This is a genomic window from Streptomyces rugosispiralis (assembly GCF_024505145.1).
GTDB classification, from domain to species: domain Bacteria; phylum Actinomycetota; class Actinomycetes; order Streptomycetales; family Streptomycetaceae; genus Streptomyces; species Streptomyces rugosispiralis.
The window spans coordinates 148,967-162,281 of record NZ_JANIAA010000016.1; the positions used below are offsets into that span (position 1 = coordinate 148,967).

The following is a 13,315-nucleotide window of genomic DNA, read 5'->3' on the forward strand; positions in this document are numbered from 1 at the left end:
CCGTGAGCCCGTGGATACGGAGCGAAAACGTGAGCCACCCGACGTCACAGTCCCTGGTGCTGGAGGAGTTCGGCACCCTGCCGCGGCTCGTCGAGCGGCCGGTGCCCGAGCCACGCCCCGGCCACACCCTGGTGCGGATGAAGGCGGCCGCCGTCAGCCACCTCGACCTGAACGTCATCGACGGCAAGTTCGGCATCCTCCCCGACCTGCCCGCGGTGCCCGGAACCGCGGGCAGCGGAATCGTCCTCGCCTCCGACGCCCACCCCGAGGGGAGCCTCGTCCGCCTCAGCGGCAAGGCGCTCGGACTGCGCCGCGACGGCACCTGGGGCGACCACGCACTGGTCCCGGACGCCGCGGTGGAGGCCGTGCCCGAGGGCACGGACCCCGCTCTGGCCTGCAGCTTCTTCTCCCCCGCGGGCACGGCGTGGGCCTCGGTGCACGCCGTGGCGGACGTCCAGCCCGGGGAGCGGGTCCTGGTGACCGGGGCGGCCGGCGCGGTCGGAGCCCTCACCGTGCAGATCGCGGTCCGGGCCGGTGCCGAGGTGATCGGTGTGGTGGGCCGCCCCGCCAAACTGCCGCACGTCCCGGCCCCCGCCAAGGCGCTGCTCGCCGCCGATCTGTCCGCCGACGCGATCGGCGGCCCGGTGGACGTCGTCGTGGACACCGTGGGCGGGCCGGTCCTGCGCGACTCCCTGCCGCTGGTGCGCCCGCGCGGCCGGGTGGCCCTCGTCGGTTACACCGCGGGCCGTGAGTTCACCGTGGACCTGGCCGACTTCCTGCTCGCCGATGTGTCGCTGCTGCCCGTGAACCTGATGACCCGGGGGAAGGAAGTGGCCGCCGACACCAGGCGGCTGCTCGACGACCTCACCTCCGGTGAGCTGACCCTGCCCGTCGAGCGCCATCGCATCGACGGTCTGGCGGAGGCCGTGGCGCGCCTGCGGTCCGGGGAGGCGGTGGGCAAGGTGGTCCTCGACCTCGGCTGAGCGGCCCCGCGCCGGGGCGGGCCCGCTCACCCCATCAGGGCCACGGCCGCTCACCCCATCAGGATGACGGCCGCTCACCCCATCCGGACCACGGCCCGGCCCCGGCAGCACACCACATCGCCCCGCCCACCGTGCTCGACCAGATCCAGGGTGACCCGCCCCGTCGCCGGATCGACGGCGCCGACCGTGCCGCTCACCACGAGCCGCTCCCCGGCCAGGGCCGGTGCGCGGTTCTGCCATTCGACCTCCAGGACCCGTCCGCCCGGACCCGCGAACGACATGGCGGCGCGGTGCATCAGACAGCCGTGCAACTGCGCCATGACGACCGGGCCGTCCAGCCCCTCGGACCCCGCGAACCCGGTGTCGTAGTGGATGCGGTGGGCGTTGCGGGTGACCGACCCGAACCGCAGCAGCGCGACGGCGTCCGGGGTGAACTCCACCGGCGGTACGGGCTGTCCCGTGCGCACCCTCATCGGACGATGAACCTCTCCCGCACCCGGGCGAGCGTGCCCCGCTCCGCCGTGTACGTCTTCTCGACGGTCAGCAGCAGGAACTGGGCACCGCTGCCCTTGCGTTCGACGTCCGTGAGGACCCGGCGGACCGCGATCCGGTCGCCCGCCCGCACCTCGCCGGTGAACCGGACCTCCTGGCCACCCGCCATCAGCCGTACGTCCAGGCCGTCGGTGCCGGGGACCTCGTCGCGGTACATCCCGTCCGGCCGGAACTCGCCCCGACCGGCGCCGCCCGCGCCCCGCAGCAGACTCACCACGTACAGCGGATGGACGGTGAATCCGGGGTCGTCGGGGTCGGTCAGCCGCGGGCTCGTCTCCCCGGCCGCGCGTGCGAACTCCGCCGCGTCCTCGGCCCGTACGACTCCCAGGTCCCGGTGTTCCGGGCGGCCGATCACCGCCCTGGCCCGTTCCTCGGCCACTTCCCATGCGGACATGTGCTGCCTCTCTGCGGACACGAATCATCGGGGCCCACGGATCATCGGGCCCACGAATCATCGGGACTCGGCTCATCGGAGACTCGATGAGCCGGGAGGCTAGCCACCGCCCCGAGGCCCTCACCACGGGACCGGCCCGCTCAGCGGACCGGTCCGCTTGGGCGGAGATCACCGGCCGCACACCATCGGGACATGGACCTCATGACCATTCAGAAGCCGCCGGAGGGCGCCTACGCGGAAGCGGACGGCGTCACGTACCACTACGTCGAACTGGGCACGACGGGCAGGCCGACGGTCTTCCTGCACGGCGGCGGCCCCGGGTGCACGGGCTGGTCCGACTTCGGGCAGGTGGCACCGCTGTTCGCCGAGGACCGCCACTGCTACCTCGTGGACATCCTCCAGTACGGCAAGTCCGCGAAGCCCGTCATCGAAGGCCCGATGTGGGACTACCACGCCGCCAAGACGGTCGCCCTGCTCGACACCCTGGGCATCGAGCGCGCCGACTTCGTGTGCAACTCGTGGGGCGGGACCATCGCGCTGAACCTGGCCGCGAAGTACCCCGAGCGGGCCCGGTCGCTGACCATCACCGGCAGCATGCCCGTGTTCCACGGCCCGCTGGCCCCGCTCCCGGAGGGCGGCCGGCGCGGCCGCAACGCCCGCGATGTGTACTACGGCGGCACCGGACCCTCCTGGGAGAAGATGCGGCAGCTGATCGCCCGCCTGGAGTGGTACGACCCCGACGCCATCCCCGACGGCACCGTCACCCTGCGCCACGAGCAGAGTCTGGACCCGGAGGAGACCGCCCTCGCCGGAGCCTCCGACAACCCGCGCGGCGACTGGCAGGACCTCACCGCGGAGCTCGGTGCCATCCAGGCGCCCACCCTCTTCCTCTGGGGCATGTACGACGCGTTCCTCACCCCGGACTATCCGCTGATGCTCGCCCGCATGGTCCCCAAGGGCAATCTGCACATCATGCACCACACCTCCCACCACCCCCAGGAGGAGCGGCCGCACGCCTACTACACCGCGGTCACCGGCTTCCTGAACCAGCAGCACGACTGAGCATCCCGCGGAGGAGATGTGAGCAACCCGGCCGTACGCGTCGTCGAACTGCCCAGCCCCTTCACCCGGTTCGCGGGCCGGCTCCTGGTCGGCCTCGGACACGAGGTCGTCCTGGTCGAGCCCGAGGAGGGCGATCCGACACGGCGTGAACTGAACGGCGACGCCTTCGTCCACTGGCACGCCGGCAAGCGGTCCGTGACCCCCGCGTCCCCGGAGGAGCTGCGGCGCCTGGTGGCGGGGGCCGACGTCCTCCTCGACGGGACACCGGACGGCGCGCCGGAGGCCGTAGCGGGACTCGGCCACCTCGTCCACGTCCGCGTCACCCCGTTCGGGACCGTGGGCCCCCGCGGCCACTGGCAGGGCACCGATCTGGTGGTCGCCGCGCTCGGCGGCATGCTCGCGCAGGTCGGCGACCCGGACGGGCCGCCCCTGCGGCTGCCGGCGAACCAGGCGGAGCAGCTCGCCGGGGTGCACGCCGCGATCGCCGCGCTGCTCGGGCTGCGGGCCAGGCGCACGGGGCCGGGCCAGCTCGCCGACGTGTCCGCCCAGGCGTGCGCGGCCGCCGCCCTGGAGGCGGGCGCCCTCGCCTATCTGCACGAGGACCGGGTGCCCGCGCGCCCCGGCCGGGTGCATCCGCTGGTGCCGCACGGGCTGTTCCGGGCCGCCGACGGCCATCTCGGCGGTGGCCTCGGCGGCAGCCCCCGGATGTGGGACGCGCTGCTGGCCTGGCTGCGGGAGGAGGGCGCCGAGGCCGACCTCGCCGAGCCGCGCTGGCAGGACCCGGTGGAGCGCAAGAAGCACCAGGAGCATGTCTTCGCGGTGGTGCAGGAGTTCGCGGGCCGGTGGCCGAAGGCCGAGTTCGCCGAGCTCGCCCAGTCCAGGAAGCTGCCGTGGGCGGCGGTCGACCAGCCGCACGAACTGCCCGGCAACCCGCAGCTCGCCGCCCGTGACTTCTTCCTCCGCGCCGGGGACCGCACCGATCTGGGCTTCCCCTTCGCGTTCCCCGAAGGCCACCGGACCAAGGAGCTGGACGTCCCGGAACGGGGCGCGGACCAGCGGCTGCTGCACGAGCACCGCCCGGCCCCGCGGGTGTCCGCGACCTTCGCGGAACCCGCGCGGCCCGCCCTGCACGGCGTCCGCGTCCTGGATCTGACCTGGGTGCTCGCCGGGCCGTACTGCACCAAGGTGCTCGCCGACCACGGCGCCGATGTCATCAAGGTCGAGTCCCTGGGCCGTCCCGACCCCACCCGGTTCGCGCCCTTCATGCACCTCTCGCGCGGCCCGCACACCGATCCGAACACCAACGGCTACTTCAACGAGGTCAACCGCAACAAGCGCAGCCTGGCCCTCGACACCCGCACCGAGGACGGCGTCGCCGTACTGCGCGACCTCATCGCCTCCTGCGACGTCCTGGTGGAGAACTTCAGCGCCACCGTCATGACCAAACTCGGCCTCGGCTACGACACCCTGCGCGAGATCAACCCCCGGCTGGTGTACATCAGCATGTCCGGCATGGGGCACACCGGCCCGCGCAGCGGCTGGGTGTCGTACGCGGACACCGTGTCCGCCAGTTCGGGGCTCACCGGCCTCACCGGATGGGGCCCGGACGACGTGGTCGGGGTGATCTACGGCCACGGCGACATCGTCGCGGGGCTGCAGGCCGCGCTCGCCACCGTCGCCGCCCTGGAGCACCGGGAGGAGACCGGGCGCGGACAGCACATCGACCTGTCCCAGCTCGAGGCGATCGCCTCCCACATGGGCACCAGTCTGCTGCACCCCACCGAGCCCGCCGGGAACACCGATCCGCGGTGGAGCCCGCAGGGCGTGTACCGCTGCCTCGGTGCCGACCGCTGGCTGGCCGTCAGCGTCCGCGACGACACCGAATGGGCGGCGATGTGCGGGCTGATCGGGCGCCCCGACCTCGCCACCGACGAACGCACCCGCACGGCGGCCGACCGCGCACACCACACCGGACTGGTCGACGACGCCCTCGCCACCTGGGCCAGGCCCCTCCCGGCCGACGCCGCCGCCGAACTCCTCCAGGAGCACGGCATACCCGCGGGTCCGGTGCGGGACGGCCGCGACCTCGTGGAGCACGATCCGCAGCTGCGGGCCAGGGGCTTCTACGTCCGCGCGGAACACCCGGTGGCCGGGGCCTTCCTGCACGAGGGGCCGCCCATCCGGCTCGCCCGCACACCCGGTGGCATCCGCAAGGCGGCACCCGTGCTCGGCGCCGACACCGACGATGTCCTGCGCGAGGTCGCGGGCCTGTCACCGGAGCGGATCCGCGCACTGCGGGAACGTGAGGTGCTGCGGTGACCTCGCTGACGATTCCCGGGCTGCTCCAGGCCGCGGCCCGGGACCACGGGGACCGACCCTTCCTGCGGATCGGGACCACGGTCCGCACCTATCGCGAGACGCGGGAGGCCGCCGCCACCATGGCGGGGGCCCTCGCGGTCCAGGGCTGCCGCCCGGGCGAGCGCATCGCGGCGATGGCGGGCAACCGGATCGAACTCGTGGATCTGTTCCTCGGCGCCGCCTGGCTCGGCGCCGAGGTGGTTCCCCTGAACACCGGGCTGCGCGGCGGCGGGCTGCGACACGTTCTGGACCAGGCCCGCCCCGCCCATCTGCTCGCGGAGGACGAGACGGCCGAGCGCGTGCGGGCGGCCGGGTACCGGGGGACGCTGTGGCGCGCGGGCGCGGACGGCACACCCCGGCCGGGCGGCGGCCCGGCGTTCCCGGCCGCCCCCGTCCGCCCGGAGGACACCGCGTGCGTCCTGTTCACCTCCGGGACCACCGGCACCTCACGCGGGGTGCGCTGCCCCCACGCCCAGTTCGTCTGGTGGGGGCGCAATGTCTCCGACGCGCTGCACCTCACCGCGGACGACGTCCTCCACACCTGCCTCCCGCTGTTCCACACCAACGCGCTGAACGCGCTGGCACAGGCGATGACCGTGGGGGCGTCGATCAGCCTCGCCGCGCGCTTCTCGGCCTCCCGGTACTGGACCGAGGCGGCCGAGGCCGGGGCGACCGTGGTCTATCTGCTGGGCGCCATGGTGCCGATGCTGCTGGCCCAGCCCCCGGGCCCGCACGACCGGGCGCACCGGGCCGTGCGCGGACTCTCCCCGGCGACACCGGCCCACACCTGGGGGCCGTTCCGTGAGCGGTTCGGCGTCACCCTGGTCGACGGATTCGGCTCCACGGAGACCAACCTGGTCATCGGCACGACCCCCGAGGAGCAGCGGCCCGGCTATATGGGCACCCTGCGCGAGGGTTTCGACGCCCGCGTGGTGGACGAACTGCTCACGCCCGTCCCCGACGGCACCCCGGGTGAGCTGGTCGTGCGCAGCCACCGGCCGTACGCGTTCGCCACCGGCTACCTGGGCGAGCCGGCGGAGCCGGTGGACGCGTGGCGGCATACGGGGGACCGGGTGGTCCGCGAACCCGACGGCTGGTTCCGGTTCGTGGACCGCATCAAGGACGTGATCCGCCGCCGTGGCGAGAACATCTCCTCGTGCGAGGTCGAGACGGTCGTCCGGGGCCATCCCGAGGTTGCCGACGCGGCCGTCTTCCCCGTGCCGTCCGAACTGGCGGAGGACGAGGTGATGGTCGCGGTGGTGCCCCGCGCGGGCGGCCCGCTCGACCTGGCCGATGTGATCCGCCACTGCGAGCGCGAACTGCCCCCGTTCGCCGTCCCCCGCTATGTGGACGTCCTGCGCGAACTCCCGCTCACCGAGACCGGCAAGGTGCGCAAGGCGGTGCTGCGGCGGCGGGGCGTCACGGAGACGACGTGGGACCGGGTCACCGCCGGTGCCGGTCCACCCACGCGGTGACGACATCGGCGAACTCCCCGGGCAACTGCTCGGGCGCCGGTACATGGCCGCCGGACAGGACCGCGGTCTCGCAGCCGAGCGCCGCCGCGAACCTCTCCAGCGCGGGCAGCGAGTAGTGGTCCTCCGGCGCGCACACGGCGAGTACGGGGGCGGTGATGTGCGCCAGCCGGTCCTCCATCCGGTACCGGTACACCGCCTCGTGCCCCTCCTCCACCCGGTCCAGCACGGTCAGCGCGTCGATCACATAGCGGTGCAGCGCGGCCTCCTCGCCCGCCCGGTAGAAGCCACGGCGCCGGTTCCACACCTCCACCAGATGCGAGCCGTCCGGCTTGGGGTCGACGTGGTCGACCGGCGGGCGCGCGGGAGCCGCCGCGCGCTTGGCCTCGTCCACGAAGGCCGTGGCCGAGAGCAGCAGACTGCCGACGCGGTCGCCCAGCCGGGCGGCCGCCTCCACGGCCACCACACCGCCCGTGTGATGGCCCACCAGGTGGAACGCGTCCAGCCCGAGCGCGTCGGCCAGCGCCTCCACCCCGTCGGCGAACCGCTCGATCGAATGCGGCCCCTCGGGCTTGGCCGAGGCGCCGAACCCCACGGTGTCCATGGCGATCGCCCGGTGCGCCCGGCCCACGAGGGGCAGCACATCGGCGTACTCGGTCCAGGACCGCGGCGTCTGGTGCAGCAGCAGCACCGCCTCACCGGACCCGCACTCCGCGTAGTGCAACTGCCCGAAGGGGCTGGGCGCATAGCCCCGCCGCACCGTGTCCGCCATCGCTGTGCCCCACCTTCCGGTTGACGCGAAACCGCCTCCCCACTCTCGTCGCCGCCGAGCGGGCGGGACCAGGCGAACGGTCCGCTGTCCGGACCCCGGGCGACCACGGCGTCCGCAGGGGACGAAGGCGGCTCGCTCAGCGGGTCGGGCGAAGTCCGCTCGGCAACGCGGCGAGGTGCGGTGCCAGGCCTCGCGACCCGGGCGGGCATAGTGCAAGGACCCCTTAGCGCCGCGCCCGGCGCCCCGACCGGCCGGTGGCCCGCGCGAGGGTACCGGACTCCCGCCACCCGCCCGGGACCTCGGCCATGACGAGGCCGAGGACCAGCCAGAAGAGCATGGCGATCCGGTCCAGGTTGGCCGGGTGGTCCACCGTGGCCGCGAGGAAGAACCCGGTCAGGGCGGCTAGCCCGACGACACCGGCCACCGACTTCTCCCGGGCGGCGCGGACCGCCGAGGCGATGGCGATCACGGTCACCAGCAGGATGCCGAGCAGCCCGGCCACGCCCGTCTCGGCCAGCCAGTTCAGCCACATGTTGTGCGCGTGGACGAACGTCCTGCCGCCGGGCACGGCGGCGGAGACGGCGTCGCCGGCCCGCCCGAGACCGACCCCGAGCGGATTGTCCACGGCCAGATCCACGGCCGCCTTCCACGCCTGGCCCCGGACCCCGAGCGCGTCACCGGCCCGCGACACCACCCACAGCGCCACCGTCACCGCCGCCAGCCCGGCCAGCCCCACGGCCGTCAGCGTCCGCACCCCCCACCGGCCGAGGCGCGGGGCGAGCCAGTACGCGCCACCGAGCACCAGCAGACCCGCCGCGGCCGCGACACACCCCGCCCGGGAGAAGGTGGTCAGCACCGCGCCATACGCGAGGAGGCCCACGGTCACGACGGCGACCCGGGCCGTGCGCTCGGCGACCGTCACCGCCGTCAGCAGGGCGATCGGGGTGAGCAGCACCAGGAACGCGGCGAGCAGATTGGGGTTGGCGAAGGTGCCCGTGGCGCGGATCATCGCACCGGCCCCGCCGCTGTCGCAGTCGACATCGCTGAAGAGTCCGGTGCGGCAGAAGCCGGTCGGCACCTCATTGGTCACCTGGGCGAACGCCGAAGTGGCCGCGGCCGCCACGCAGACCAGCGCGAGCAGCGCCACCGCCCGCCATGATTCGGGCTGCGACCGCCGCACCCCGACCAGCAGATAGAAGGTGGCGAGAGCGGTCATCAGGGCACGCAGCGGCGCGTCGGGGTGTCCGCCGACGTAGGTGGTGGCGACGGCACTGAGCAGGAGCAGCGCGATGGCGAGGTCGAGCCGGGTGCGGAACGTGGCGAGTCGCGGGGCCGTCACCACCGTCGCGACCAGCCCCGCCAGCACGGCGAGGCGCACCGGTGTGATGACGCCGACCAGCGGGGCGTCCGGGAAGAAGTCGGTGGCCGCGTCGAGCATGACGATGGCCGTAGCCACCAGCGGAACGGCTTGGACTGTCGCGCGCACAGGTGCCATGGCGCCCCAGCGTGTCCGGCGGCGGGTACCGGCAGATGGCACCCACACGAACAGTGGACACCGCCTTCACGTCCGGTGCGCCGCGCCGGCCGGTTCGGACGAAGTGGCCGCGACGCGGGACCGGGTGCCCGCGCATCAGGTGGCGGTGGCGCTCCCGGCGGCGGGGGCGGCGAAGGGACGCAGCGGGACGATGCCCACGCTGTGGCCGTCGCGGTCCAGCAGCCGTCCCATGTGCTTGACGGTGCGCAGCACCACCGAGCGGTCCTCGATGGTCAGCCGCGGCAGCCGCCTCGACAGATGGGCCTCGAAGGCGTGCACATCGCCGGACGCGCGCAGCCAGACGTCGATCACGAGGTTGTGCGGGCCCGCCGTGATCGCACACGACCGCACCTCCCGCACCCCGGCCAGCGCCCGGCTGGTCTCCTCCAGGCGCTCGGCCGGTACGGACGCGAAGTACACCGCGGACAGCGGCCATCCGGACAGCGGCCGGGCCAGGTCGCAGCGCAGACACACCCGTGAGCCGAGCAGCGACCGCAGCCTTCGGCGGACCGTGGTCAGCGGCGCGTCGGCGTGCTCCGCCAGATCGCTGATCGCCATCCGGCCGTCCGCACTCAGCAGTTCCAGGAGCCGGATGTCCAGGGGGTCCCAGCCGGTCGCCCCCGGGGGGAGCGGCTCGACCGGCGGGAGCGCCTCCTCGAGCCGGGCGCACTGCGCGGCGTCCAGGGCGCGCAACCGCCACCGGCTGCCCTCGGAGGGCAGGGCCGTGGCCACATGGGTTCGTGTCGCCCGTACCCCCGGCGCGCCGCGGAAGAGGACGGTGGTGAGCTGGGAGAGCTCACCCAGGTCGGAAGCCTGCAGCGCGATCACCAGATCCCGGCTTCCGGCCGTGAGCTTGACGTTCGCCACCGAGGGCTCGGCCGCCAGGGCCTCGGCCACGTCCTCGCCGACCCCGGGCTCGGCGTCCACCTCGACGATGCCGGTCACCACGATCCGGGAGTCCGACAGCTGGGGGTAGGCGGTCACCCAGGCCAGCCCCGCCTCCTGGAGCCGGTGCCAGCGGCGCGCGGCCGTCACCGGGTTCACCCCGAGAACGTCACCGACGAGAGTCCATGGGGCCCTGGGGTGGATCTGCAGTGCGTGTATGAGGCCGCGATCCAGATCGTCCAGGTCATGCGCGGCGAAATCCTGCGTGTGCATGGGCGGCGCTTTTCTGCGTATCGCATGTGAATCTCGATGGAATGCTGCATGATAACACCCGAAACACGCGATGGATCGACACTCCTCCCCACCAGTTCCCTCAACGAGGAGTGAGATCGAGCTCATGACGGAACCCACCACGTCCGAGATCACCAGGACCGCTCTGCGCGTGGAGAACGCCACGTTGATCGACGGTACCGGGGCGGCCCCGATCGCGGACGCCGTCGTCATCGCCGACGCCGAAGGAACCATCAGCTACGCGGGCCCGGCGGCGACCGCCCCGGCCTCCGGCGACGCCTTCACCGGCCGTGTCATCGACGCGGGCGGCCGCACCGTGCTGCCGGGTTTCTTCGACTGTCACACCCACCTCGCCTACGCCCATGCCAGCCCGCCCGGCCGCCGCGGTGAACTCGACCCGGTCCTGGTCACCTTCGACACCGCCACCCGCATGCGGCAGACCCTCGACGCGGGCATCACCACCGCCCGCGACCTGGGCGGCCTGGCCACCGGGTACCGGACCGCCGTCGAGTCCGGGCGGATCGAGGGTCCCCGGCTGCACACCGCCGTACGGATCATCAGCCACACCGGTGGCCACGCCGATGTGCGCCTGCCCGACGGCACCGACCTCAGCGGCGGTGAGATGTCCGAGCTCGCCGACACCGAGGACGAGGCGCGGCTGGCCGTGCGCAAGGTGCTGCGCGCGGGGGCCGACCTGGTCAAGATCTGCGCCACCGGTGGCATGGGCAGCCCCTACGACCAGCCGGACGACGAGGGGCTCCTGGAGGAGGAGATCCGCGCCGTGGTCGACGAGTGCCGGCGCCACGGCGGCAAGCCGGTGGCCGCCCACGCCCAGGGCAACGCGGGCATCCTCAACGCCATCCGCGGCGGGGTCACCAGCATCGAGCACGGCTACGGCCTGGACGACCGGGCCCTGGAGATGGCGGGGGAGCGTGGCGTGTTCGTCGTCCCGACCCTCTCCACCGTCTACGCGGGCATCGACAAGGCCACGATGGAGCCCTATCACTACGAGAAGAAGGTGCGCTGGTCCGGCATCACCAAGGAGAACATCTCCCGCGCCATCGAGCAGGGCGCGAGGATCGCGCTCGGCACCGACGCCGCCGTCTGCCCGCACGGACGGAACCTGATGGAACTCTCCTACCTCGTGGACCTGGGCATGGACCCCATGGACGCCATCGTGGCCGGCACCCGGACCGCCGCCGAACTCCTCGGCGTCGCCGACCGGCTGGGTACGCTGGCCCCCGGCCGCGTCGCCGACCTCGTCGTCTGCGAGGGCGATCCGCTCGCGGACATCGGTGTGCTCGGCGATCCCGCCAACGTGGTGTGCGTCGTGCAGGACGGACACGTCCGCAAGGACACCAAGGGCCTCCTGCCGTCGGCCACGCCAGCCGGAGTGCGGCCCTGATGCCCGCGGTGACCGGGCTCCCCGCCCCCGGAGGGACCTCGCCGGACAAGGAGCGGCGTGGCGGACTCGACCGTGTCCTCTCCGTCATCGAACGCGCCGGAAACGCCCTGCCCAACCCCATCGTCCTGTTCGCCGGGCTCTTCGCACTGCTGGCCGTCGTCTCCACCGTCCTCGCCCTCGCCGGTGTCTCCGTCACCGTCCCCGGCACCGATGACACCAAGTCCATCGGCGGGCTGCTCACCGGTGAGGGGCTGCGCTGGCTGCTGGAGAACCTGATCCCCAACTTCGCCACCTTCCCGCCGATCGGCGCCGTGCTGGTGCTGATGATGGTGGTCGGGCTCGCGGAGAAGACCGGTCTGCTGGAGACCGCGATGCGGGCCACGCTGGCCCGGGTGCCGCGTGCCGTGCTGCCGTACGCGGTGGCGATCGTCGCCAGCCAGGCACACATGATGAGTGACGTCGGCGCCATCGTGTTGCCGCCGCTGGCGGCCCTGGTGTTCAAGAGCGCCGGACGCCATCCCGTCGCGGGCCTCATCGGCGGATTCGCCTGTGTCACCGCGGGCTACGCCGCGGGATTCACCATCGGCTCGCTGGACGCGCTGTACGTGGGCATCACCCAGCAGGCGGCCTCGGTGCTCCCGGCCGCCGAGGGCCTCCATATCCATGTGCTCATCAACTACTTCTTCACCGCCGCCAGCAGTGTCGTCCTGGGGCTGCTCGGCGGATTCCTCATCAGCCGTGTCCTCGAACCACGCCTGGGCACCTACCAGGCGGCGGACGGCGAGGACCCGGGGGAGGACCTGACGCTCACCCCGGTGCAGCGCAAGGGGCTCGCGGTCACCTGCGCGGTCGTCGGTCTGTATCTGGCGGCGGTCCTCGCGCTGTGGCTGCCGCCGGGCGCCCCGCTGCGCGGGGAGGGCGGCGCCTTCGTGCCCTCGCCGGTGCTGACCGGTGTCGTCCCGGTGCTCTTCGGCGCGTTTCTGCTCGCCGGGCTCGCCTACGGCTTCACGGTCAAGCAGCTCACCGGCACCGAGGACGTGGTCACCGCCATGACCGACTCGGTGAAGAACATGTCCGGCTACATCGTGATGATGTTCTTCGCCGCCCAGGTCATCGCGGTCTTCACCTGGTCCAACCTCGGGGTGCTGCTCGCGGTGAAGGCGGCCGCGCTGTTCAACTCCATCGGCGTGACCGGCTTCTGGGCGATCATCGCGTTCGTCCTGCTGGCCTCCTGCCTCAATCTGGTGATCCTCTCCGGATCCGCCCTGTGGTCCCTGGTCGGCCCCGTCTTCATCCCGGCCTTCATGCTCATGGACATGAGCCCGGCGCTCAGCCAGGCGGCCTTCCGCATCGGCGACTCGGCGACCGGCGCCATCACCCCGATGAACCCGTATCTCCTCCTGGTCCTGGCCATGGTCCGGGAATACGAACCGGAGGCCCGCCTGGGAACCCTCATCTCCCGGCTCGCCATCTTCGTGGTGCCGTTCCTGGTGGTGTGGCTGGCGATCCTCGGCATCTTCTACGGCCTGGACCTGCCGCTCGGCCCCGGAGCGCACATCGGCGTCAAATGACCCTTCCCGAGCACATGGTGACCACCATGTGCTCGG

General features: G+C 73.0%; 11 protein-coding genes. 6 read left to right on the forward strand and 5 right to left on the reverse strand.

The genetic code is table 11. The features are described 5' to 3' along the window. Nucleotides 1–29: 29 nt before the first annotated feature. A complete protein-coding gene (locus NP777_RS23835; RefSeq protein WP_256652218.1) occupies nucleotides 30–983 on the forward strand; it encodes a quinone oxidoreductase family protein in 954 nt (317 codons plus the stop codon). Between the two features lie 74 nt (nucleotides 984–1,057). Here the strand turns inward: NP777_RS23835 and NP777_RS23840 are convergent, their stop codons facing one another. Next, nucleotides 1,058–1,456: an acyl dehydratase gene (locus NP777_RS23840; protein ID WP_256652219.1), complete on the reverse strand. Its 399-nt coding sequence runs from the start codon at nucleotides 1,454–1,456 to the stop codon at nucleotides 1,058–1,060. Next, complete coding sequence (locus NP777_RS23845) at nucleotides 1,453–1,929, reverse strand: FAS1-like dehydratase domain-containing protein (RefSeq protein WP_256652220.1); 477 nt, start codon at nucleotides 1,927–1,929, stop codon at nucleotides 1,453–1,455. The genes NP777_RS23840 and NP777_RS23845 overlap by 4 nt, the downstream gene beginning before the upstream one ends. Before the next feature lie 192 nt (nucleotides 1,930–2,121). Between NP777_RS23845 and NP777_RS23850 the strand changes: the two genes are divergently transcribed. The 3 genes from NP777_RS23850 to NP777_RS23860 are packed head-to-tail and all read left to right on the forward strand — an operon-like array spanning nucleotide 2,122 to nucleotide 6,824. Further along, on the forward strand, nucleotides 2,122–2,991 hold the full coding sequence (locus NP777_RS23850; RefSeq protein ID WP_256652221.1) for an alpha/beta fold hydrolase: 870 nt from the start codon (nucleotides 2,122–2,124) through the stop codon (nucleotides 2,989–2,991). An 18-nt stretch (nucleotides 2,992–3,009) separates the two neighbouring features. Then, a complete protein-coding gene (locus NP777_RS23855) occupies nucleotides 3,010–5,310 on the forward strand; it encodes a CaiB/BaiF CoA-transferase family protein (protein WP_256652222.1) in 2,301 nt (766 codons plus the stop codon). Next, nucleotides 5,307–6,824: an AMP-binding protein gene (locus NP777_RS23860; RefSeq protein ID WP_256652223.1), complete on the forward strand. Its 1,518-nt coding sequence runs from the start codon at nucleotides 5,307–5,309 to the stop codon at nucleotides 6,822–6,824. Before NP777_RS23855 ends, NP777_RS23860 begins: the two co-directional genes overlap by 4 nt. Here NP777_RS23860 and NP777_RS23865 read toward each other — a convergent pair. The 3 genes from NP777_RS23865 to NP777_RS23875 form a co-directional block, all read right to left on the reverse strand. Further along, nucleotides 6,793–7,593, reverse strand: a complete 801-nt coding sequence (locus NP777_RS23865) for an alpha/beta fold hydrolase (protein ID WP_256652224.1) — start codon at nucleotides 7,591–7,593, stop codon at nucleotides 6,793–6,795. The two genes, NP777_RS23860 and NP777_RS23865, sit on opposite strands and share 32 nt — an antisense overlap. Before the next feature lie 223 nt (nucleotides 7,594–7,816). After that, on the reverse strand, nucleotides 7,817–9,088 hold the full coding sequence (locus tag NP777_RS23870; protein ID WP_256652225.1) for an O-antigen ligase family protein: 1,272 nt from the start codon (nucleotides 9,086–9,088) through the stop codon (nucleotides 7,817–7,819). Nucleotides 9,089–9,223: 135 nt separating this feature from the next. Next, nucleotides 9,224–10,285 (reverse strand): Lrp/AsnC family transcriptional regulator, encoded by a 1,062-nt coding sequence (locus tag NP777_RS23875; protein ID WP_256652226.1) that lies wholly within the window; start codon nucleotides 10,283–10,285, stop codon nucleotides 9,224–9,226. A 124-nt stretch (nucleotides 10,286–10,409) separates the two neighbouring features. Here NP777_RS23875 and NP777_RS23880 point away from each other — a divergent pair, with 124 nt between their 5' ends. After that, nucleotides 10,410–11,708, forward strand: a complete 1,299-nt coding sequence (locus tag NP777_RS23880; RefSeq protein WP_256652227.1) for a metal-dependent hydrolase family protein — start codon at nucleotides 10,410–10,412, stop codon at nucleotides 11,706–11,708. Then, complete coding sequence (locus NP777_RS23885) at nucleotides 11,708–13,279, forward strand: AbgT family transporter (protein ID WP_256652228.1); 1,572 nt, start codon at nucleotides 11,708–11,710, stop codon at nucleotides 13,277–13,279. Before NP777_RS23880 ends, NP777_RS23885 begins: the two co-directional genes overlap by 1 nt. Nucleotides 13,280–13,315 lie beyond the last annotated feature (36 nt).